This is a genomic window from Aeribacillus composti (assembly GCF_031760945.1).
GTDB classification, from domain to species: Bacteria; Bacillota; Bacilli; order Bacillales; family Aeribacillaceae; genus Aeribacillus; species Aeribacillus composti.
Genome location: NZ_CP134501.1, coordinates 1,249,192 through 1,269,971 on the forward strand (window position 1 = coordinate 1,249,192; position 20,780 = coordinate 1,269,971).

At 36.6% G+C, this 20,780-nt stretch carries 20 protein-coding genes and 2 pseudogenes; 9 read left to right on the forward strand and 13 right to left on the reverse strand.

What is annotated here, in order from left to right:
• Window positions 1–70: 70 nt before the first annotated feature.
• The 3 genes and pseudogenes from RI196_RS06205 to RI196_RS06215 all read right to left on the reverse strand — a co-directional run.
• Window positions 71–1,291 carry an MFS transporter gene (locus RI196_RS06205; RefSeq protein ID WP_311067095.1) on the reverse strand — a complete coding sequence of 407 codons (1,221 nt, stop codon included), beginning with the start codon at window positions 1,289–1,291 and terminating at the stop codon, window positions 71–73.
• Window positions 1,292–1,496: 205 nt separating this feature from the next.
• A complete protein-coding gene (locus RI196_RS06210; RefSeq protein ID WP_063386386.1) occupies window positions 1,497–2,687 on the reverse strand; it encodes an FAD-dependent monooxygenase in 1,191 nt (396 codons plus the stop codon).
• 95 nt (window positions 2,688–2,782) lie between these two features.
• A pseudogene (locus RI196_RS06215) lies at window positions 2,783–3,069 on the reverse strand (cupin domain-containing protein); the annotation flags it as partial.
• Window positions 3,070–3,411: 342 nt separating this feature from the next.
• On the opposite strand from RI196_RS06215, the gene RI196_RS06220 reads away from it, so the two are divergent.
• From RI196_RS06220 to RI196_RS06255, 8 genes are all read left to right on the forward strand, one after another.
• Window positions 3,412–4,185, forward strand: a complete 774-nt coding sequence (locus RI196_RS06220) for an IclR family transcriptional regulator (protein ID WP_063386385.1) — start codon at window positions 3,412–3,414, stop codon at window positions 4,183–4,185.
• Between the two features lie 219 nt (window positions 4,186–4,404).
• Window positions 4,405–5,430: a TRAP transporter substrate-binding protein gene (locus tag RI196_RS06225; protein WP_311067096.1), complete on the forward strand. Its 1,026-nt coding sequence runs from the start codon at window positions 4,405–4,407 to the stop codon at window positions 5,428–5,430.
• 13 nt (window positions 5,431–5,443) lie between these two features.
• Window positions 5,444–5,935: a TRAP transporter small permease gene (locus tag RI196_RS06230; protein WP_063386383.1), complete on the forward strand. Its 492-nt coding sequence runs from the start codon at window positions 5,444–5,446 to the stop codon at window positions 5,933–5,935.
• Between the two features lies 1 nt (window position 5,936).
• Window positions 5,937–7,211 (forward strand): TRAP transporter large permease, encoded by a 1,275-nt coding sequence (locus RI196_RS06235; RefSeq protein WP_063386382.1) that lies wholly within the window; start codon window positions 5,937–5,939, stop codon window positions 7,209–7,211.
• A 770-nt stretch (window positions 7,212–7,981) separates the two neighbouring features.
• Entirely contained in the window at window positions 7,982–9,097 is a 1,116-nt protein-coding gene (locus RI196_RS06240; protein ID WP_063386380.1) for a cupin domain-containing protein, read from the forward strand.
• A 46-nt stretch (window positions 9,098–9,143) separates the two neighbouring features.
• Window positions 9,144–9,992, forward strand: coding sequence for a fumarylacetoacetate hydrolase family protein (locus tag RI196_RS06245; protein WP_063386379.1), 849 nt, complete (start codon window positions 9,144–9,146; stop codon window positions 9,990–9,992).
• An 11-nt stretch (window positions 9,993–10,003) separates the two neighbouring features.
• Entirely contained in the window at window positions 10,004–10,405 is a 402-nt protein-coding gene (locus RI196_RS06250; RefSeq protein ID WP_063386378.1) for an acyl-CoA thioesterase, read from the forward strand.
• A gap of 102 nt (window positions 10,406–10,507) precedes the next feature.
• Window positions 10,508–12,097 carry a class I adenylate-forming enzyme family protein gene (locus RI196_RS06255; RefSeq protein WP_311067097.1) on the forward strand — a complete coding sequence of 530 codons (1,590 nt, stop codon included), beginning with the start codon at window positions 10,508–10,510 and terminating at the stop codon, window positions 12,095–12,097.
• Between the two features lie 228 nt (window positions 12,098–12,325).
• Here the strand turns inward: RI196_RS06255 and RI196_RS06260 are convergent, their stop codons facing one another.
• Window positions 12,326–12,775 (reverse strand): hypothetical protein, encoded by a 450-nt coding sequence (locus RI196_RS06260; protein ID WP_311067098.1) that lies wholly within the window; start codon window positions 12,773–12,775, stop codon window positions 12,326–12,328.
• Window positions 12,765–13,337 carry an ABC transporter ATP-binding protein gene (locus tag RI196_RS06265; protein WP_311067099.1) on the reverse strand — a complete coding sequence of 191 codons (573 nt, stop codon included), beginning with the start codon at window positions 13,335–13,337 and terminating at the stop codon, window positions 12,765–12,767. The genes RI196_RS06260 and RI196_RS06265 overlap by 11 nt, the downstream gene beginning before the upstream one ends.
• On the opposite strand from RI196_RS06265, the gene RI196_RS06270 reads away from it, so the two are divergent.
• Window positions 13,338–13,682, forward strand: a complete 345-nt coding sequence (locus RI196_RS06270; RefSeq protein ID WP_311067100.1) for a DUF1653 domain-containing protein — start codon at window positions 13,338–13,340, stop codon at window positions 13,680–13,682.
• Between the two features lie 212 nt (window positions 13,683–13,894).
• Here the strand turns inward: RI196_RS06270 and RI196_RS06275 are convergent, their stop codons facing one another.
• The 8 genes and pseudogenes from RI196_RS06275 to RI196_RS06310 all read right to left on the reverse strand — a co-directional run bounded on the left by RI196_RS06275 (window position 13,895) and on the right by RI196_RS06310 (window position 20,583).
• Complete coding sequence (locus tag RI196_RS06275) at window positions 13,895–14,386, reverse strand: DUF7878 domain-containing protein (RefSeq protein ID WP_066246766.1); 492 nt, start codon at window positions 14,384–14,386, stop codon at window positions 13,895–13,897.
• The gene (locus tag RI196_RS06280) at window positions 14,362–14,655 is read right to left on the reverse strand and encodes a hypothetical protein (RefSeq protein WP_311067101.1); all 294 of its coding nucleotides are present in this window, start codon (window positions 14,653–14,655) and stop codon (window positions 14,362–14,364) included. The genes RI196_RS06275 and RI196_RS06280 overlap by 25 nt, the downstream gene beginning before the upstream one ends.
• 49 nt (window positions 14,656–14,704) lie before the next feature.
• Window positions 14,705–15,284 (reverse strand): annotated as a pseudogene (locus RI196_RS06285) (IS256 family transposase); the annotation flags it as partial.
• Window positions 15,262–15,504: a hypothetical protein gene (locus RI196_RS06290; RefSeq protein ID WP_311067102.1), complete on the reverse strand. Its 243-nt coding sequence runs from the start codon at window positions 15,502–15,504 to the stop codon at window positions 15,262–15,264. The pseudogene RI196_RS06285 and the gene RI196_RS06290, both read right to left, overlap by 23 nt.
• Window positions 15,494–16,102 carry an ABC transporter ATP-binding protein gene (locus RI196_RS06295; protein ID WP_311067103.1) on the reverse strand — a complete coding sequence of 203 codons (609 nt, stop codon included), beginning with the start codon at window positions 16,100–16,102 and terminating at the stop codon, window positions 15,494–15,496. The genes RI196_RS06290 and RI196_RS06295 overlap by 11 nt, the downstream gene beginning before the upstream one ends.
• A gap of 1 nt (window position 16,103) precedes the next feature.
• Entirely contained in the window at window positions 16,104–18,086 is a 1,983-nt protein-coding gene (locus RI196_RS06300; RefSeq protein WP_311067104.1) for a bacteriocin-associated integral membrane family protein, read from the reverse strand.
• Between the two features lie 635 nt (window positions 18,087–18,721).
• The gene (locus RI196_RS06305) at window positions 18,722–20,020 is read right to left on the reverse strand and encodes a globin-coupled sensor protein (RefSeq protein WP_117017586.1); all 1,299 of its coding nucleotides are present in this window, start codon (window positions 20,018–20,020) and stop codon (window positions 18,722–18,724) included.
• Between the two features lie 326 nt (window positions 20,021–20,346).
• Window positions 20,347–20,583 carry a hypothetical protein gene (locus RI196_RS06310; protein ID WP_063389449.1) on the reverse strand — a complete coding sequence of 79 codons (237 nt, stop codon included), beginning with the start codon at window positions 20,581–20,583 and terminating at the stop codon, window positions 20,347–20,349.
• Window positions 20,584–20,780 lie beyond the last annotated feature (197 nt).

A 20,780-nucleotide genomic window follows, 5' to 3' on the forward strand; every position in this document is an offset into this window, starting at 1 on the left:
ATATACATGAAAAAATATTATCGTTGCAATGTGTTGAAAGAAGATGATATAGCCCCCATAGCTGAGGGGGCTATTGTTGAAGAGAAGATTTTCGATCGTGCTCCAAACTTTTCGGCTTTCTGGCAAAACGATGCTGTACAAAGAGGCAATATAAAACTAAACCTACCAACACATAAAGCGAAGTGTAAAAATATAAAGATGTAAATCCAGTAAAGACAACAACTGCTCCAGTTAAAAACGATCCGAGACCGATGCCGATGTCGAAGATCGATAAAAATGTGCTGAGAGAAGCCGCTCTTCTCTGTGGAGGGACAATTTGTATAGCCATTGTTTGGAAGCTTGGAAATAAGGTTCCCCATCCAAGACCGATAAATACTGCACTTAACAAATAGATGAAGGATGTATTTGCCATGCTCAATATAAATAATCCAAAGGCAAATGAAACGATGCAAGGGATAACAATGACATTTGCGCCGTATCGGTCAAACCACCGTCCGGTAAACGGCCGGGAAATGAGCAAAACGATTGCATACACGACGAAGAATAAATTCGAACCGGCGCCAAGATTCATTTTTTCCGCAAAAACGGAGACGAACGATAATACAGTCGAATAAGCAAAAGCTAAAAAGGCAGCAATCAACGCAATGCGGAATGCTGATACCTCTACAAGTTTTTCAAAGCTGAAATTCACTTTGAAAAGTTCTCTTTTATTTAGTTTTGGCTTCATTTCATGCAGGTTAACTATTCCCCCGGTCAAAAGCGCCCCAACGGAACAAATAAGGGCAATGACGAGCATGACAAAAGAACCCCAATGATCTAACGAGGTAAGCCCTAAAAATGGTCCAATCACCATGGCGACATTGGAAGATAAAATAAAATATCCCATTCCTTCTCCTTTTTTCGATTCCGGCACGATATCTGCCACAATCGCCCCTGTTGCGGTTGTCGCGATCCCGAAACCGATTCCATGAAGAAAACGAATGATCAATAATAAGACAATTGAACTGACAAATAAATAAGAAATAGAGGCGATCAGGAAAATGACCAAGGAAATAATCAACATTTTTTGTTTTCCAAGCTTCTCCATAAATTGGTCGACGAACGGGCGAGTCACGATCGCAGCAAATAAATAAACCATTGCTATTAAGCCAGCCTCAGCTTCACTGCTTTTTAAATCTTGAATGACAAAGATCGGCAAGGTGACCAGCAAATAATAATAGTTTATAAAAAGAAAAAAATTACAAATTGAAATACTAAAAAAATTTTTCGTCCATAATTTTGCTTCTTCCATATTTGTCCCTTCTTTGAAAAAAATCATTTTTTCAGACTTTTTAAACAACAAACTAATTGTACACCTTTTTTAAAAAAAATAAAAGAATCGTGCAAATGGTATGAAGAAAGCGGTGAAACGAAGGCTATCCATTGTTTTTCACCGCTTTCTATTAAAATATTTTTTATAAGTTCAAATTTTTACGTCAGGCTTCTCTATTCATATATTAATTGATTTGTTTAGTCGTTTTGTCATAGCTATAAAGGAAATCGGCCACTTCATAGTCTTGCGGAGTTCTTTGTTCAAAAATAGTGTTTCTGAGCAGTGTTGCAACAGGATCTTCAGTATGAAGAATTTCACCCCATGTCCGAGCGCTCGTTTGTACTTTTGCTGTACGCGGCAGCCGCTCTTTCTGAAAATCGGCGAATGCTTGCTCATAGCTGTCCGGATATTTTTTGAGCATATCTGCAAGATAAGAAGCATCTTCAAGCGCCTGGCAGCCTCCTTGAGCTAAATATTGCAGCATAGGATGAGCTGCATCGCCAAGCAATGTAACCTTCCCTTTTGTCCAATTGTTAATTGGCAGCCTGTCATACATCGGCCAGCGAATTTGCCGTTGTATAAATGTTAAGGCATTTTTCACATCCGGATGGCATCCTTTAAATCGTCTGTCCATTTCTTCAGGTGTGCCCCAATCATCGGAATTTGCCTTATAATTGTAAGATTTAAACACGACCACTTGATTATAAAGCTCTCCGCGTCTTACTGGATATTGTACTAAATGCAAATAAGGGCCGATCCACATGACGACATCGTCTAAGTTTGCGTTTGAAATTTCGGAAATCGGTATGGTTCCTCTGTAAGCAACATATTCAGAGCAAATGGGTTCGTCATCAACGAAATATTTTCTAAGCTTTGACCAAAGTCCGTCTGCTCCGATGACGGCATCAGCCGTGAACATTTCTCCGCTTTGGCTGTAAACAGAAACAACGTCATGTTCTTGCTTGACAGTCTCAATTGTTTGGTTGTTTTTGAAGCGGACCATACCTGTTTTCTTGCAAGCTTCAAGCAAAATTCGGTGGAGATCCGAACGGTGCAAAACGAGATACGGATGTTTGTATCGGGCTTTGAATGCTTCGCCAAGGTCCATTGCTGACAACTCATTTGCCGTATAAACATCTTTTAGCACAAGACGTTTTGGAAATACAGCAACTTTTGAAATTTCCTCCATGACTCCAAATCGTTTCAGCACAGCGGTTGCATTTGGAGCCAATTGAATGCCTGCTCCGACCTCACCAAACTGAGGAGCTCTTTCCAAAACTAATGAAGTTTTTCCGGCTTCCGCTGCCGCTAGAGCAGCCGAAAGACCGCCTATCCCCCCGCCGACAATGATTAAATCTGTTTGACTGCTTTTCATATATTGATCCCCCTTATTAGAATGAAAAATGAAATGAATCGACAATTGCTTCAAGTTCACTTTTTACAAAATTCAATTTATAAGGCTGGTGTAAACTATCTTTTACTTCTTGATAACCGTTTTGACTGCTCAAACGTTTCTTCAAGTATTGGCAAATCATTTGTTGAGAATAAAATAGCTTTCTTCTTCTGCAACGTGTTCATGCCACGACCAGTTCGGGACAACGAAAAAATCTCCTTTTTCCCAGTTAAATCGAGTGCCGTCAATGATCGTATAACGGAGCATGATAAATCGATGTGTGCATATGTCTATGGGCGTTCGAATGGAACCCTTTCGGAAGCTTTTGCATCCATGCAGCAATAGTCGGGAAAATTGTATGGCCTAAAAGCATTCCTTAGGCAATACATTTTGCTTAAATTTTTAACGGCGCCTACTCTTGACCTGTGTTACTAGAAAACGTGACTAATGAAAAATTGGAAGCGCATTCAATGTTTTGAAAAATGGTAGTGTTAGCCTTTCACTTTCGGGTCATAAAATCCACTATTAGATAACATTGTTATTTAATAATAAAAATAAATAAATATTTTAAAATTGTCAACTTTAATAAAATAAAAATTTTTCAGTTATTTTATTGTGTTTGATTTTTTCAAAGTTCCTTGTTACATTCATGTTTATAAAAGAATTTGGATATTGGGTTAAAAAATGGATTAAAAGGGGAAGAGAAATGCAGCAGCAAAAAAACGTACAAATCATTCAATCGTTGCAAACTGGCGTGCAAATTTTAGAGATTATTGCAAACAATGATCATCCGTTAAAATTTACGGAAATTCAGGAGTTGTCCGGCATTACAAAAAGCAACCTCTATAAATATTTGAACACATTGACGCAGCTTGGATTGTTGTATCGGGATAAAAGACATGGAACATATTCATTGGGAGGAAAATTTATTCAATACTGTTCGGCTGCAATTGGCAGCAAAGATGTGATCGGCAGGGTGACGCCGTACTTAAGAGATATCAGCCGCTACACAGCCCAAACATCGCTGCTTACAGTTTGGACGCATGAAGGGCCGGTTATCGCAAATATTTGGAATGCCAACTACGGTCTAAATATCGGAGCGCAAATTGGAACACGGCTGCCTTTAATGTCTGCCACAGGGAAAATTTTCGCTGTTTTCAACAAAACGCCTGAAATTGAGATTAAGGAATGGAAGTTAAAAGAGTTAAGCAAATTGACGGAAGAACAACGGAAGGAATTTGAAAAGGAGCAAGTTGAAATTGAAAAAACGTACTTTGCTTACGCAGCAGAGCCTTTAGTGGAGCACGTTTCGTCATTTAGTGTGCCGATTTTAGATTTTAATCATGATCTTGTAGCCTCCATAACATTGGTAGGCTTCACGAAGCTGATCCCGCATAAGCCGACGGATGAAGTGAGCCAATACGTCATAAAATGCGCTCGCGAATTATCTGAATCCTTTGGATTTAAAAGCGGGAAGTAGCTTTCTAGCTGGAAAGCTGCTTTTTTATTTTTAATTATTAGAAAATAATAAATATTAAAAATGGTTTGACATAGAGAGCAGATAAATTATAATATAAATGAAACGAATTCACTATTTCAATAATAAATGTTTTTTAATGTTTATTATTGAAAGCGTTTCATTTTTTGGTACCTGCAAACTTTTATTAACAAAGTTGATTTAAAAAAGGGGGATTTTTACATGAAGAAAATGAGAATTATGAGGTTGCTTGTCATGCTGTCCATTTTAGTCATCATTCTTTCAGCATGCAGCGGCAATAACGCAAACGGGGATGAGAAAAGCTCTGAAAAAGGCGGTGACGTATACACTTTTAAAGTAAGCCATGTGACACAAGAATCTCACGTCTGGCATCAAACTGCTTTGAAATTCGGGGAAGAGCTGGAAAAGCTTTCAGACGGAAGAATGAAACTGGAAATTTACCCTGCTTCTCAGCTCGGACTGGAAAAAGATATGGCACAGCAGCTTGAAACTGGCTCATTAGATTTTGGTTTTCTGACAAACGCTTATATGAGTACGCGCCAAGATTCATTAAACGCTTGGTTTATGCCATTCACGTTTAAAAATTTAGAAGAAGCGGTGAAAATGAGAGAATCGGAAGCTGCAAAGCAGATGTTGGAGGATCTGAATTCACAAGGGCTTGTCGGACTTGATTTTATTTTTGCCGGAAACCGCCACATTTTGATGAAAAACGGGCATGTCTCTTCTCCGCAAGACTTGAAAGGGAAAAAAATTCGCATTATTGGCAGCCCGGCTATTCAGGAATTTTTGGAAAAAGTCGGCGCTGGTCCAACCGCAATGCCGCTTTCTGAAGTATATACTTCTTTGCAAACTGGTGTCATCGATGGAATTGACATTGATTTAGATGCGTTAGTAACGGAAAAATATTATGAAAATGCTGAAAATTTAACGTTGACAAACCATATAACGTTCCCATCTGTTATTGTGATGAGTCAAAAAACATATGACAAGCTAACGACTGAAGATCAAGAAATTGTGAAAAAAGCATTAAAAGCAGCAGCAGATTGGGGTGTTCAAGAAGCAATTCAACGAGAGAATAAGAACTTGGAGGAATTAAAAAAGCATGGAGTTAAAGTAAAAGAACTTACCGATACCTCTGCTTTTGATTCGATCGCAAAAGAAGTGAAGGACAAATATGCTGAAAAATCACCGGTTATTAAAAAGTTCTTAGAGGAAGCGAAACAATAACGGGGGAGTTTTTATGAAGTTTATCCATAGCCTGAGTGAAATCTTACACAGTATTGAAAAAATTTTGGCGATCATTTTATGCATTTTTATGCTCATTTCATTATCTTTAGGTGTTTTCTATCGCTATTTCTTAAGCTCTCCTTTAAACTGGTCAGACGAAACCGCCATTTTTTCATTAGCATGGTTAACTTTTATTGGGGGAAGCATGAGTATTAAACGGCAGAACTCTGCTGCCGTTACTCTTTTTATGGATAAAATGAATGGAAAAACAAAAAAAGTTTTGATTGGCATCAGTTTGCTTTCCGTCCTTCTTTTCGCCTTGTATATTTTCTATTTATCTGTCATGTGGCTGTCATCATCTAATATAATGATTCAACGCTCCAATTCGATGCAATTGCCGATGATTATTCCATATTTGAGCGTACCTGTTAGTTTTTTCTTTATTAGCATTCATACGCTCGATTTGATTTTAAAAAATTTCCAAGGCAAAAAGGAGGCATTGTAATATGACTATCGCACTGTTAATCTTTATTATTCTCCTCCTTTTACAAGTACCGATTGCTTTTGTACTTGGAATCACGACGATTCTCTATATATTGTTAACTGGAAATACGGGTTTGTTATCAACAGCGCCCCAACGGTTATATTCAGGCCTTGAAAGTTACGGTCTACTTGCGATTCCGCTGTTTATGATGGCAGGGGAGTTAATGAATTCCGGCGGCATAACAAAGCGTTTAATTCGCTTTGCTACGACTCTTGTTGGGCATTTTAAAGGTGGATTGGCATATGTGAATGTCGTTTCGAATATGCTGCTTGCATCCATTATAGGGTCAGCTACAGCTCAAATTGCTATGATGAGCAAAATTATGGTGCCTTCAATGGAAAAGGAAGGATATTCAAGGGAATTTAGCGCCTCCACGACAGCAGCCGCAGGTCTTTTAGGTCCCATTATTCCGCCAAGCATGCTGTTTATTATCTATGGCGTTTCGTCAGGAGCATCGATCGGTTCAATGTTTTTGGCAGGAATTATGCCTGGAATTTTATTGGGGATTGCCTTTATATTACTAATTGCATACACAGGCTACAAGCAGAAGTGGCAGACGCATGAACGCGCTAAAATATCCGTCATGTTCCAATCTTTCTTGAATGTGATTCCTGCACTGTTAGTACCGTTTATAATTATTGTCGGTATTTTAAGCGGTGTTTTTACTCCTACGGAATCAGCAGCGTTTGCATGTGTTGTAGCGTTAGTTGTCGGTTTTTTTATTTATAAAGAACTGAAAATTAAAGATCTTCCAACTATTATGATTAATACAGCTATTTCAAGTGCTATCATTACTATGCTCATCGCAATGGCAAATTTATTTGGTTGGATGCTTTCATTTGAGAGAATTCCTCAAACAATTGCATCCTGGATGACTTCTTTAACTGAAAATCCGTTCCTGTTTCTTCTATTAGTTAATATTTTTCTATTAATTGTAGGAATGTTTATGGACGGAATCGCTGCATTGATTATACTTGTACCGATATTTACGCCAATCATTGCAAACTATGGAATTGATCCAATTCATTTCGGAGTAATTATTTGTATAAATTTAACAATTGGTCTCCTTACACCTCCAGTTGGAGCGGGGCTTTACCTTGCTTCTTCGTTGGGAAATGTCAAGCTGGAAGCCTTAACGAAAGCCATTTTGCCATTTTTGGTCGTGTCCATTATTGCATTGTTCATCATTACTTATTGGCCGCAGATGGTTCTTTGGCTTCCGAATATAATCAAATAATTGCCCATTAGCTCTAGCTTCAAAGATTTCTGGACATTTCGATAAACGTTTGATTTTGGAACAAACCCGTATTCAAGAAAGAGCGGGTTTGTTTTTGTTTGTTGGAAAGACAAAAAGCTGGAAGTATTAGAGAGTTTTTCTTTAAAGATGCATTTTCCTTTGTGCAGAAAAATAGATGCAGCGAGGAATATCGGTTTTTCTTGAAACTGCTAAACAGTTTGCACAAATTGAAGGAAAAAACCATTCCTACTATTTGTCGTGTATGAGGTTCATTCACAAGATAAAAAGCGCTTTTTACGAATCATTTAGCAAAGGGGGAGAGGAAAATCTAAATTTCGAGCCGTCTCATATTATGACAACTATCAAGCATCCATCACATTATGCAGGTCATATGCAGAAGCTGGCGTTGATGGAAAGTATCGGTCAGAGAAGAAATTTGGAAAAGATTATAATCAAAACAAATGAGGCTTGCATGAAAGTTTAATAGAACGAAACTTTCTGTAAGCCTTTTTTTAGCGTGATGACAAATATTGAGCAGATGAATTGAAATGAGGAAAGAATGCACAGGCACTGCTGAGTGAGGTATCCGCCCGGTTTTTAGAAAATAAATTCTGACTATTGACAATATTAATTTTCTTTTTTAATATCGAATTAAGTAATTAAGTTCCCTATATCAGGAACAAATAAAAAATTTTATTTTTTTAGGATTGATGGAAACGCATACATGATCATTAGTTTTGGATCAATTTTATTTTTCGGGAGGGTTTCCTATGAGCAAAAAAGAAGTCATCACGGACACAGAATTAAAAGAATATTACGATGGGATGAAAAATAGTTATTTAGGTCCGCTATGGTATGATTTAGGACACATGGTGACAAAAGAGCCTGTTCATGATGTGGAGCCATATTTATGGAAGTGGAAAACGATCCGCGATTATGTTATGAAGGCGGGAGAAATTTTAGAACCTGGAAAAGATGCTGAGCGGCGCGTTGTTTATTTGCAAAATCCTAATCTATTAAAACATGGATTAGTCGGATATGGGACACATACGTTGTATGCCGGAATCCAGCTATTGCTGCCGGGAGAATTTGCTCCTTCGCACCACCATTCTCAAGGAGCGATCCGTTTTATTATTGAAGGTTCTGGAGCTTATACAGCTGTGAATGGGGAAAAAGTGTACATGGAACGGGGAGATATGATTCTTACTCCTGCATGGACATGGCATGAACATAAACATGAAGGAACTGAACCGATGATTTGGCTGGACGGTTTGGATGTAGGACTTGTGAAAAATTTGGCTGCTTCTTTCTTCGAACCTTATGAAAATGGATTTTACCCTGAACAGCCGCTTGAAAATTATTCAACTGAAAAATTTGCAAAAGGTGCGTTCGTCCCGAAAGGCAAAAAAGAAAAGCCTGGGTATCCGTCTCCTATTATTGGCTACAAATGGGAGCGCGCAAAATATGTTTTAGAGCAAATGAGTAAATCGCCAAAGGAAAACGAAGATCCGTATGATGGCTATGCGATTGAATACATCAATCCGACAACAGGAGGATCGGCAGATGAAAGAATCGGTTCGATGATGCAAAGATTGCTGCCGAACCAGCATACGAAAGCGCATCGCCATGTGCACAGCGCCATTTACCATGTTCTTGAAGGAAAAGGATATACAGTCATTAACGGACAAAAATTTGAATGGGAAAGAGGAGACTTCTTCATTCTGCCGCCGTGGAGCTGGCATGAGCATGTCAATGAAGGATCGGAGGACGCCTATTTGTTCTCATTCAATGATAAGCCGGTTATGGACATTCTTGGATTAGAATATGAAGAGGCCCATCCGGAAGGACATCAAAAAATTGAAAAAGTATTTACTCCAGGCCCGTAAATAGATTAAAAATTGTGCAGAAGCGATTTAAGTGAGGAGTGTGCCTATGAAAATTGCCATTTTTAATGATAATCGATTAGGAATCGTAGCAGGCCAAAAAGTTTCAGATGTAACAACTACCGCTGACTGGGATCAAACAAAGCCGCATGAATCATTAGTAAGGCTGATGGAAAATTTTGATTCATTAAAAGATACACTGGAAAAGGCAGCTCAAGAAGGAAAACAGTACGATCTTGAAGAAGTAGTTTTTAGAGCGCCTGTCCCTTCACCAAGCAAAATATGGGCTGCTCCTGTTAACTATAAAAAACACCAAGAGGAGATGAACAAACAATTTAACAACGCTCCGAGAACGATTGAAGAACTTGCGCTGTTCTTAAAAGCTCCGTCATCTGTTTCAGGTCCGTCCGATCCGATTTTGCTTCCATTTAAAGACAGAAGAACAGATCATGAAGCAGAACTCGGATATGTCATCGGCAAAAAAGCGAAAAATGTTAAATATGAAGATGCAAAAGATTATATTTTCGGCTATTTCGCCTTATTGGACATTTCCATCCGGGGAAATGAAGAGAGAACATGGAGAAAATCATTTGATACATTCACACCGATCGGTCCATGGATCGTGACGGCTGATGAGATTGAAAATCCAAATGATCTTTCATTGAAGCTCTGGGTCAATGAAGAATTGCGCCAGGACGGAAGCACGAAGCATTTAATTTATGATTGCTACAAATGTTTGGAAGTCGCCTCGACTTATTCGACATTAAACCCTGGGGATATTATCGCAACCGGAACTCCTGAAGGTGTCGGACCGATCCGTGATGGAGATGTCGTCCGCATTCAAGTTGGAAGTGTGGGGGAATTTTCCGTAAACGTGAAATTTGCAGATGAGAATTAGAAGGTGGAAACATGAAAAATATTTATACGTTTAGAGTAGTGTGGGGAGATACAGACGCTGCTGGCATCGTGTTTTACCCGAATTTTTACCGGTGGATGGATCAAGCCTCGCATGAATTGTTGCGCTCCGCAGGCTTTCCTGTGGCGAAGCTGCAATCGGATGAAAAGATCATTACACCGCTTTTGGAAGCATTTTGCCAGTTTAAATCACCTCTTCTTTATGATGATGAGGTAGCTGTCCATTCTGAAGTAGTAGAAGTTAACAACAAAGTTTTCAAAATCAAGCATACGTTTAAAAAAGGGGATCAAGTTGTAGCAGAAGGCCATGAAGTGAGAGCATGGACATCTGTCGCAGAAGATCGGCCAAAAGCAGTGCCTGTTCCTGAACATGTCAAAAACATCCTTTTGTCTTAATTTTAAGCTGAAGGCAAAGGTTGTTTTTGACAAACTCAATTGGAAAACCGCCATTTATGTAAGAAGGCGGTTTTCCGTCTACTTTTGATGGGAGGGATTTGAATGGCAGCAAACCGGATGACTGAAAATGTGCTGATTCATGAATTGATTGAAGAATCGGCAAAAAAATTTAAAGACCGTGTTGCTTTTGCAGAAGGGGACAATTTCTATACTTTTGAAAATTTGAATCAATTGTCATTAAGATTGGCGAGGCATTTTATACAGCTAGGTTTGAAGAAAGGCGATGCCATCTCTGCACAGCTGCCCAATTGCTGGGAGTTTGTTGTCGTACATCTTGCTGCATCGAGAATTGGGTTAGTGTTTAATCCGCTCAGTCCAAACTACCGGAAAAAAGAGCTGCAATATATGCTTTCACATTGTGAAGCGAAAGCGTTTGTCACAATTGACAATTGGAAGGGATTCAATCATGAACAACTTGCTCATGAATTGAAGGCTCAGCTTCCTCATTTACAGCATGTTTTGGTGGCAGGGGAAAAGAAGAATGACCGCAGCATAAGTATCACAGCTTTGCTTGATTCAGAACCTGATTCCGTTTCTGATCAAGACATACATGAAAACTTACCGGCTTTTGATGATCCGTGCATCATATTATTTACATCAGGTACTGAGTCCAATCCGAAAGGAGTTCTTCATACATTCCGGACATTTGTTCCGTGCCATCTGCTAAATGGCAAGGAGTATCAAATAACGGACAATGATACCATTTTATGCTTAACTCCATTATGCCACATGTTTTCACTGCCGATGATTATCATTAGCCTTCGATATGGAGCGAAGCATTTACTTTATCGAGAATATAAATCAAATGAAATTATCGACTTATTGAAAAAAGAACAAGTATCTTTTTTTACTGCTGCACCCGCACATTTAATTGACTTATTAAGACAGTGCGAACAGCAAAATGTAAGCGGTTTAAATCCTCGGCTTATTTTAACTGGAGGAACAAAAATACCGGCGAAAATGGTTCAAGATCTTAGGGCTACATTAAACTGCGATGTAGCTGCTCAGTGGGGCATGAGCGAAATTTGTGCAGGAACCTTTACTCGTCCGGGCGATGAAGCTTCATTAACATGGGAAACAGTTGGCAGAGCGGCACCGGTCGGGGAAGTCATCATTGTAGATGAGCGGCACAAACCGCTTCCGACGGGCGAAATAGGAGAAATCGCTTTTAAAGGAGAAAGCTTATTTATTGAATATTATAAAAATCCGCAAGTAACCGCCCAGTCGTTTACGGAAGACGGCTATTTTTTAACAGGGGATCAAGGCTGGCTTGATGAAAAAGGATACCTTCATTTCGTCGGACGGACGAAAGATACGATTAACCGCGGCGGATTAAAATATCATGCTTCAGAAATTGAAGAAGCATTGCAAATGCATCCGAAAATCAAACAAGTGGCAATCGTCAGTGTTCCGGATCCTCGTCTAGGCGAACGGGGCTGCGCTTTCGTCTCTTTGCGAGAAAATGAAACGATTGATCTGGAGGAAATTAAAGAATATTTGCAGGAAAAAGGATTTGCAAAGTATAAGTTTCCAGAATATTTAGTGATTAAAGATGAACTGCCGACCACTCCGTCCGGAAAAATTTCAAAAGGGCTTGTCAGAGCAGAAGCAGCATCCTTATCTGAAAATTAAGCATGTATCAAGGCAGACAACGAACAAAGGCTGTCTGCCTGTTTTAAACGACATGGTTCGGTCAAACGTGAGCAGAACTCACAAAAGATCAATAAAAGTCAGAGAAACCTTTTTTAAAAAACTGCCCCAATGTTTGCACCAGCAGATCTTATTTTCTGAACAAAAACGCATAAGGATTACTTTTAATAGATGCTAGTTCATGTTTTGTGAGCTGTTCTCTTTTTCATTTTAAAAGTTTAAACCCCATTCTTTTTCTACCACGGATTTTATTTCGTTAATAGCATTTTGCTTTTTTTGAAGTATATGTTTATATTTTTCATCATCTGTTTGGAGATGGTCATTTACTTCAATTTGATAAGTTGCGATATTTTCATCATCTTTTACAATAAGGCCATATGATAATTCCTTACTATAAAGAGGAACCCAAACAATTAAATCCACTTTTTCTTTGCTATTACTTACTGATAAATTGGTATATGTCTGGAAAAGGGGAGCTTCATATACTGTAAGAACCATATCTGATTCGTTTTTCGCATAATCACCTAATGGGTTTTGTTCGAATCCTTTCGCATATGTTTTCACCAATTGGCCATTGGCATAAGTGTGGATGCCAAAATATAAAGCAAATATGCCAACAATTCCAATCATTATTTTAAAAATAACTTTTTTATAATTCAATGATAACATCTCCCATCTTTTTTAATTCCTCATCATGTGTAACCAATATAATGGTCTTTCCTAATCTATTAAGTTCTTTTACATGTTCCATCACTAGATTGGCGTTATATTTATCCAAGCTTCCTGTCGGTTCATCTGCCAATATAATACTGCATTTTTTCATAAACAGACGCGCAATGGCTACTTTTTGCTGTTCTCCACCGGACAAAGTATATATTTTTCTTTTTTCGTAACCATTCAATCCAACTTTTTCTAATACTGCTGAGACAGTGGTATTGTTTCTATATTTCTTGTCGATCATCAGAATGTTTTCTTCAACAGTCTTATTTTCTACTAATGCAAAGTTTTGAAAAAGAAATCCGAGCTTCTCTCTATATGCCTTAAGAATATCATCGTTTTTCGAAAGATCTAAGCCGTCGATAAATACTTTCCCTGCATCTACCTTTTCAATCCCTCCTATTATATTTAAAAGCGTCGTTTTTCCGCTGCCGCTCTTTCCGCTGAATACGACAAATTCACCTTGCTTGATAGAACAAGAGATAGTATAGAAAGGAGACTTCATATGATTCGAAACGATATTTACACACATTATAAAGGAAACGATTATCAGTTCAAATGCATTGCTTTACCTTTAAACGAAGTTGAAGACCAGAGTTGTTTAGTACCTAAAGGAACAGCTCGTTATTATGAAAACGATAGGGACATACCGCTATATTTTCATAATGGTGTTTGGCTTATCGACTCTGATTTACCGCATGTCATTTACCAATCCGAAGCTAATTATGGAACAGATAAAGTTTGGGCGAGGGAAGTGGATGACTTCTTTGGTTACAAAGAAAAAGACGGGCGGTATATTAAACGGTTTGCATTGAAACATTTTTCGGTAGAAGGAGAGGAAAACATATGACAGAAGATAATAAAGAATGATGTAAAGCTTGTGATGGAACAGGAATATTAGGATTTCAATTAGAAACTTGCTGGTTCTGTTGCGGGACAGGATTAATTAGCAAAAGAAATGAAGTTAAAAAACCAAACCGAAAAATTCATTAATTATTAATATTAATATTTTCTTGAAAAGAGCAAGAGAGACTTGTTTAATTCAAGTCTCTCTTTTATTTGCTAATAATCATCCGAATAAGGACCTTTCATCAAAGGGATATGTTTTATGAATTTTTTCAATTCGATTCCAAAGTAATTTTCTATATCTCGTTTTAGATTTTGCTCTAATTGAATAAATTCCCTTACGATATAGTCTAAATCAAAAACATTGTACAAATCTTGCTCTGCCCAAATAGATTTCACTCTTGCTTTATTTGAAAATGGAATTAAAGACAGAATAGCACCATCTTCATAATCGTCATATTCAATCGTATAATAATGGAATTCTGGAATATGTTCATCTGTGACTCTGTTTTTCCATTCGTATAATGCTTTATAGAATTCTAAAATAGCAAGTTCTGTTTCAAAGTATAACTCATTATTGATTTTTATTGTAAGTGTAGCTTCTACCGCTAATATGGTAGGAACATCACGTTTATCTTTATTTGAAATAATTCCATTATCAACTACAAAATTGTATTCAAAAGTTATTTTACTGGAAATGCTGTCCATATCTTACCATCATATCCTATCACTATTCTTATTTTTGTTTCACCTTTAGTTCCAATCTTTTTCCCTAAGTTGACTTCGAATCTAAATGATAACTTTTCACTATCATTTATTTTAAAATCAGAAACTTTGGCTTTTTGTAATGCTTCTTTAATCCATCCTCTAGCGGTGGATTGGCTATCTGTGTTAAATTTTTGATAACCTCTTTTATCACTCTTTAAGTGTTTACTCTTCACTGTTAATTTAGCAACATTTTTAATTGCGTTACTCAATGCGTATTTTCCGAAAGCACTAATTAATGCTTTCTTTCCATATTTCTTAATACTGTTGAAACATCTGTAACGCAATTTCCTTATTCGGTGCGCGATAAATCAGTTTGAGATCCTCTGCCACTTCAAATTGATCTTTTTCCGAACACGATTTAAGGTATTACGGACTTTGTGAACGACACAGCACTGTACATCGGCTTTCGGATAAACAGCTTTAAAGGCCTCCTCCAGGCCCGGAAGGCCATCGAATACGCCCAGAAGCACTTCTTGTACCCCTCTTTTGTAGAGCTGTTGAAGAATCTCTTGCCATCCGTAGGCACTTTCTTGTCCACCTACGAAGAAATCGAGAATTTCACGATACCCTTCTTCGTTTACACCTAACACCACATAAATAACCTCTTTCTCCACGGTATCGCGACGAAGTTTCACGTACAAGCCATCCAAATATAAGACCGAATATCGCTTGGGTAGGGGACGTGTATGCCATTTTACAATGTCTTCCTTTACCACATCCGTGAATGACTAATCGTTGTTGGGGAGTAGGCATTTCCTAGAATTCGTTCAATAAACTTGCTAATTTCACGCGTACTCATGCCACTTTGATACATGTTAATGATCGCTTCCTCGAGCCAGCACTGATAAATTGGTATATGTCTGGAAAAGGGGAGCTTCATATACTGTAAGAACCATATCTGATTCGTTTTTCGCATAATCACCTAATGGGTTTTGTTCGAATCCTTTCGCATATGTTTTCACCAATTGGCCATTGGCATAAGTGTGAATGCCGAAATATAAAGCAAATATGCCAACAATTCCAATCATTATTTTTAAAAAAACTTTTTTATAATTCAATGATAACATCTCCCATCTTTTTTAATTCCTCATCGTGTGTAACCAATATAATGGTCTTTCCTAATCTATTAAGTTCTTTTACATGTTCCATCACTAGATTGGCGTTATATTTATCCAAGCTTCCTGTCGGTTCATCTGCCAATATAATACTGCATTTTTTCATAAACAGACGCGCAATGGCTACTCTTTGCTGTTCTCCACCGGACAAAGTATATATTTTTCTTTTTTCGTAACCATTCAATCCAACTTTTTCTAATACTGCTGAGACAGTGGCATTGTTTCTATATTTCTTGTCGATCATCAGAATGTTTTCTTCAACAGTCTTATTTTCTACTAATGCAAAGTTTTGAAAAAGAAATCCGAGCTTCTCTCTATATGCCTTAAGAATATCATCGTTTTTCGAAAGATCTAAGCCGTCGATAAATACTTTCCCTGCATCTACCTTTTCAATTCCTCCTATTATATTTAAAAGCGTCGTTTTTCCGCTGCCGCTCTTTCCGCTGAATACGACAAATTCACCTTGCTTGATAGAACAAGAGAAATCCTCGAATAGAACACGATCCCCGAATTTTTTCGTTATATTTTTAATTTCCAGCATTTTATATACCACCTTTTAATACGCGGGATATGCTTATCTGTTCAAATTTATTTATAAACAGTGAAAGAATGACAATAGTATTTATCAGCACAATTGTACTTGCGAAAAAAATATAAAGGAAAGAGAAATGATAGAACATAATTTTTCCCGCTAAGGCAATTCCCACACCTAAAATGAAGGCACCAATTAACAATCTGAATACACCTTTATACCTTTGAAAAAAAGTTTTTCCGAATACTTTATGAAGTGCTATTTCAATGGCTCTAGAATTAAAATCCATTTTTAAAATGGTAGATAAAGAAATATTAAATAAGATTAACAACATAATGCTTAAAATGATATTGATTAATAAAACTAATATTTTTTCAGCACGTTTTTCTAAATATAAATCTTTTATGTTATTTTTATAGAAAATTTCATCTTCATAGCCAATTTTTTTAATAAAAGCTTCAAAATCATTGTCATTGTTAGATTTAACTAATGAATTAAAGACATAGAAACCCATTTCATTACTAGGTAATTTACTATGGGTATCAAAAATAATGATAGGATTTTTCTTATAATTATCAGCTAAATTTGCCATATTAATATCATGTATTAATAATGTGTAAGGATTTTTAATAGTTATTGTTTCAAAAATCCCGTCATCATTTTGTAACAAGTTGGTAATTTCATTAGGTGTTGATGGATCAAATATACCTTTTTCTTTTAATTCCGCATCTGTATATCTAGAAATGAGATAATATCTGTCCTCTTTCAGTTTATTTAAATCAATTCCTAAATCGTTAATTTCCTTTTTCGCATATTTATTCAAATACACTATAGACTCATTTACATTCACCATACTTGACGAAATACCGCCATTGTTTGAAAAATCAAATGATAAATGAATTCGGTATTTATCGAGATAATTATTATAAAATTTAACCGCATATTCTCTTTCTGTTTCAAAGTTCGTAGTTTCGGTATAGTTTTTTAATAAAAAGAGGACATTATCGTAATCATAATATTCTTCCCAATGATCCCTCTGGTTAATCGTTAATATAGCATCGTAAATCGTCTTCAGATTGAAGGTTAAAGTTAAGATTAAGGTTACAGTTATGATAAACAATATAAAAAAGGCTAATATTTTATATCCTAATGTGTAATAACTTCTTACAAATGTTTTCTTAATATCCAAATTGCGAAGCATAAGATAGAGAATATTTGTAGAAAGTACGATAACAAACAACATGAGAACTGATATTAATAGAAACTTAGATGATTCAGTTATAAAAATCGCTAGTAACATACCAATAAAAGCACTGCTAATAATAGTTACTGAATTTGTAATCATCAAGGGAACAATTATACTTTTCTTATCAGACCCATTAAAATATTTAATTAAAACTTCCTTTTTTAGGCTATTAACCTCAAACATGGTATATAAGAATATAATGAAAAACACAAAGGTCCAAGCCGAAATAATCATAAATATTGCATCATTTTGATAGCGGTTTTCTTCGGGTTTGCTCATTCCGTATTTATCAATTGTTTCAGAACGCAATTTTTCCACGCTTTTTTTAGTGCCAAAAACATAAAAGTATTCTTCTTTTTTTATCTCAGTAATATCGCTAAAGGGTTTAAATATAATTTCTCTCTTGCCGCTAATTAACGATTTAAATATAGAATGATCATTCTTTACTAATATTCTTTTTTTAAAATAATTTTTATGTTCCTCTGTAGAATAGATCGTATAGGTAGCAGAATTACTAGAATTAACGGTTGATGATACGACATATATTTTTAAATTTAGTTCTTTGCTCAGTCGGTCTAAATCTTGTATGTACTCTCGATTTAACTTCTCACTTTTCACATCTGTTGTATACTTAAAATCACTTTCAAATACTTTTCCATCTAAATAATAAATATATGCGTCCCCTATAATTGTGAAGGCTATAAAAAATAACAGGGAGAAAAACGCAAGCTTCTTTTTATTGACCATACATCATAAATCCTCCATTAAATAAAATGGTATATTTGTCAGCTTGTTCTAATTGGAGCTGCTCTAATATTCTTTCATATTGCTTAGTAGCTGCTATCATTTTGATTATAAGGGAATTAGTGTAAAAAATTCCATATTTAAACGTTGATTTTTATATATTTTTATGGAAATATTGAAAAAAATCTTAAAACCTTTTTATCAAGAGTTTGAGAGTTTTTAAACTGTGTTTTTCGCAACAGATCTACAAAAATTCGCACATCAACTATTAAATCCAACGTTGGCGAACGAAGCGCACCTTCATAACGTATTGGTGATTCGATATGGATTGATCCGCACGCTTTAAAGTACTTCATCTGTTAAAATGTGTGAATGACCGCATCCGAATAGTTGAATGCTTCCGACCTTTTAAATCGCTTCATTAACTGCATAAGCAGACTTATTTTGCAAATAAAAAAGAACCGAGACACGTACCAACAGAACATCTCCCGGTTCTTGTATAGTATGCATGTTTTTTCCCAGCTTCTCATGCTTCGATGCAACAGGTGAGAACTCTTTTACAAAGGGGGAGACACAGTATAATTACAGCATCTCTTAAGTAGTCGATTGGGCAATTTTCCAACTCTCTCTTCGAAATATTAGTTCATTTCTTTTGTAATCATCGTTAATTGATCTGCAGAGAGGGACACTTCTTCAAACGCTTTTCCTAATTCATTTACCACATTTACAAACGATATCAATTCCGTCTCGATTTTATTGTTTTGATCCATTGTTTTAGCCATTGTGTCCAAAATTTGCTCAAAGTGTTTCTCTGTTTCTTGCATGTTTTGATGGCCGTTATTCACTTCTGTTTTTATTTTTTCAAGCGACTTTGTAAGATCCTCTACTTGTTTTTGGGTATTTTGAATGAGAGAAGATACTTTTGAAACTGAATTCTTAGTTTGTTCGGCCAATTTACGGACTTCTTCAGCTACAACAGCAAAACCGCGGCCAGATTCACCTGCTCTTGCAGCTTCTATGGCAGCATTAAGCGATAATAAGTTGGTTTTGTCAGCAATTCCAGTAACAATGCCGACGATTTCTTGCATTTTATTTGATATTTCCAATAATAAATGGACATCATTTGATATATTATCAACGGCACTATAAATGTTCGACATGTTTAATGTCTGTTGATGCATATGTTCTTTTCCTTTTTCGGCACGTTCTTGTGCGGATAGAGATAGACTAGTTCCGTTTTTTGCAAGGGAAACGATTTCGTTTGATTGCGCGATTAATTGCTGGAAAGAAGCATTTGTCTGCTCCGAGATTGCAGCCAGATTTTGAGATGCTTTTGCAACATTTTTACGAACTGACCTTTTTTGTTCCTCTATTGCAATTGCTTCCTTTAATCTTATTGATTCAGTATCATACGCCTCTAATACCAATTGTTGTTCTAAGTTTATAATTTTAGAGACCGCTCTTATGGCAAGAAAGCAATCTTCCTTATTCATCATATTTTGTTGGATAATATCCATAAGTGCTAAAAATAGATCCTGAAATGCACACATATACCATTTCGTTTGAAGACCTATCCTTACATGCATATGTGCAATTTTAATTCTTTTGTCGGTGAAAGCTGCATCTATTCTTCCGTTAAACATTTCAACAATATGTTGTCTAAGCGTCTTTTTTAATTTTTCTATCGAACTGTTATCATTAATAATTTTTAAAAGCGATGGTTCTTTTTCCAAGTTCTTATAAAATCTATCAGCAATTAAATCAATTTTTTCTATTACGAATGGCTGTATAGCATTAATAATCTGTAAATCTTTTTCTGTTAGGTCGATCATTAAGATTTGCCTTTCAATTTCACTGCCTTTCGTGATACTTATATTGCCTTTCCCGTGATCAAAATTAAAATACGAATTTTCTTGCTTTGTTCTTTTGAAAATCACCTATATTTCACCCCGTTACAACATGTAAGCATGTGCCAATACGAAAAAATCCCGAAAATACAACAATACATAACATTTTTGAAAATATTTTACATCATCCGTTCCAAAAATGTTGGGATGATTTTGGATAACCAACCCTATTATCTAACTAGCTGTATAAGGCAATTAAATATCATTTAGCTTCTTTATGCACCTGTTCACGCTGTGAGTACGGATGGCAGTGAAACGATATTGAGCGGCTAGAGCAGAAATAACAGTTTCCACGATTTTAACCATCGTGCCAAATGAATTTTTTTTCTGCTTAATTTGTTATATATTGTTCAGTTTCAACCGACATGCTGCACTTGTTCGGCATGGGGTTGACCCTCCTCTTCGATTTCCAACTCTCTTAAAATTTTGTCGCGATATTTTCGGTTTTGACGTGTTCCTGAAATAATTTCAGAAAGGCGGCTTAACGGGATTTTATGCTGCTCGCAAAACTCCTTATGGGTCATTTCCAGTTCTGCCAAGCGCCGCTTGATTTTCCACCCTAACGGAGTGATGCGTTGTTTGCGAACCGCCATTTAAATCACTCCTCGTATACTAAGTTTCAGAAAGTTTTTTTATCGAATTTCCAGTCCGATACGCTCCTTGACAATCGCATATCTTGGGTGGTTGCCTTTGTGGGAGGGGCGCGCCCCTCCCACAAAGGGTTGAGCGTACCGGGGTTGGACTTTTCGCAATGTTCCTGGATAATGGTCTTAGGATCATCGGGGATACT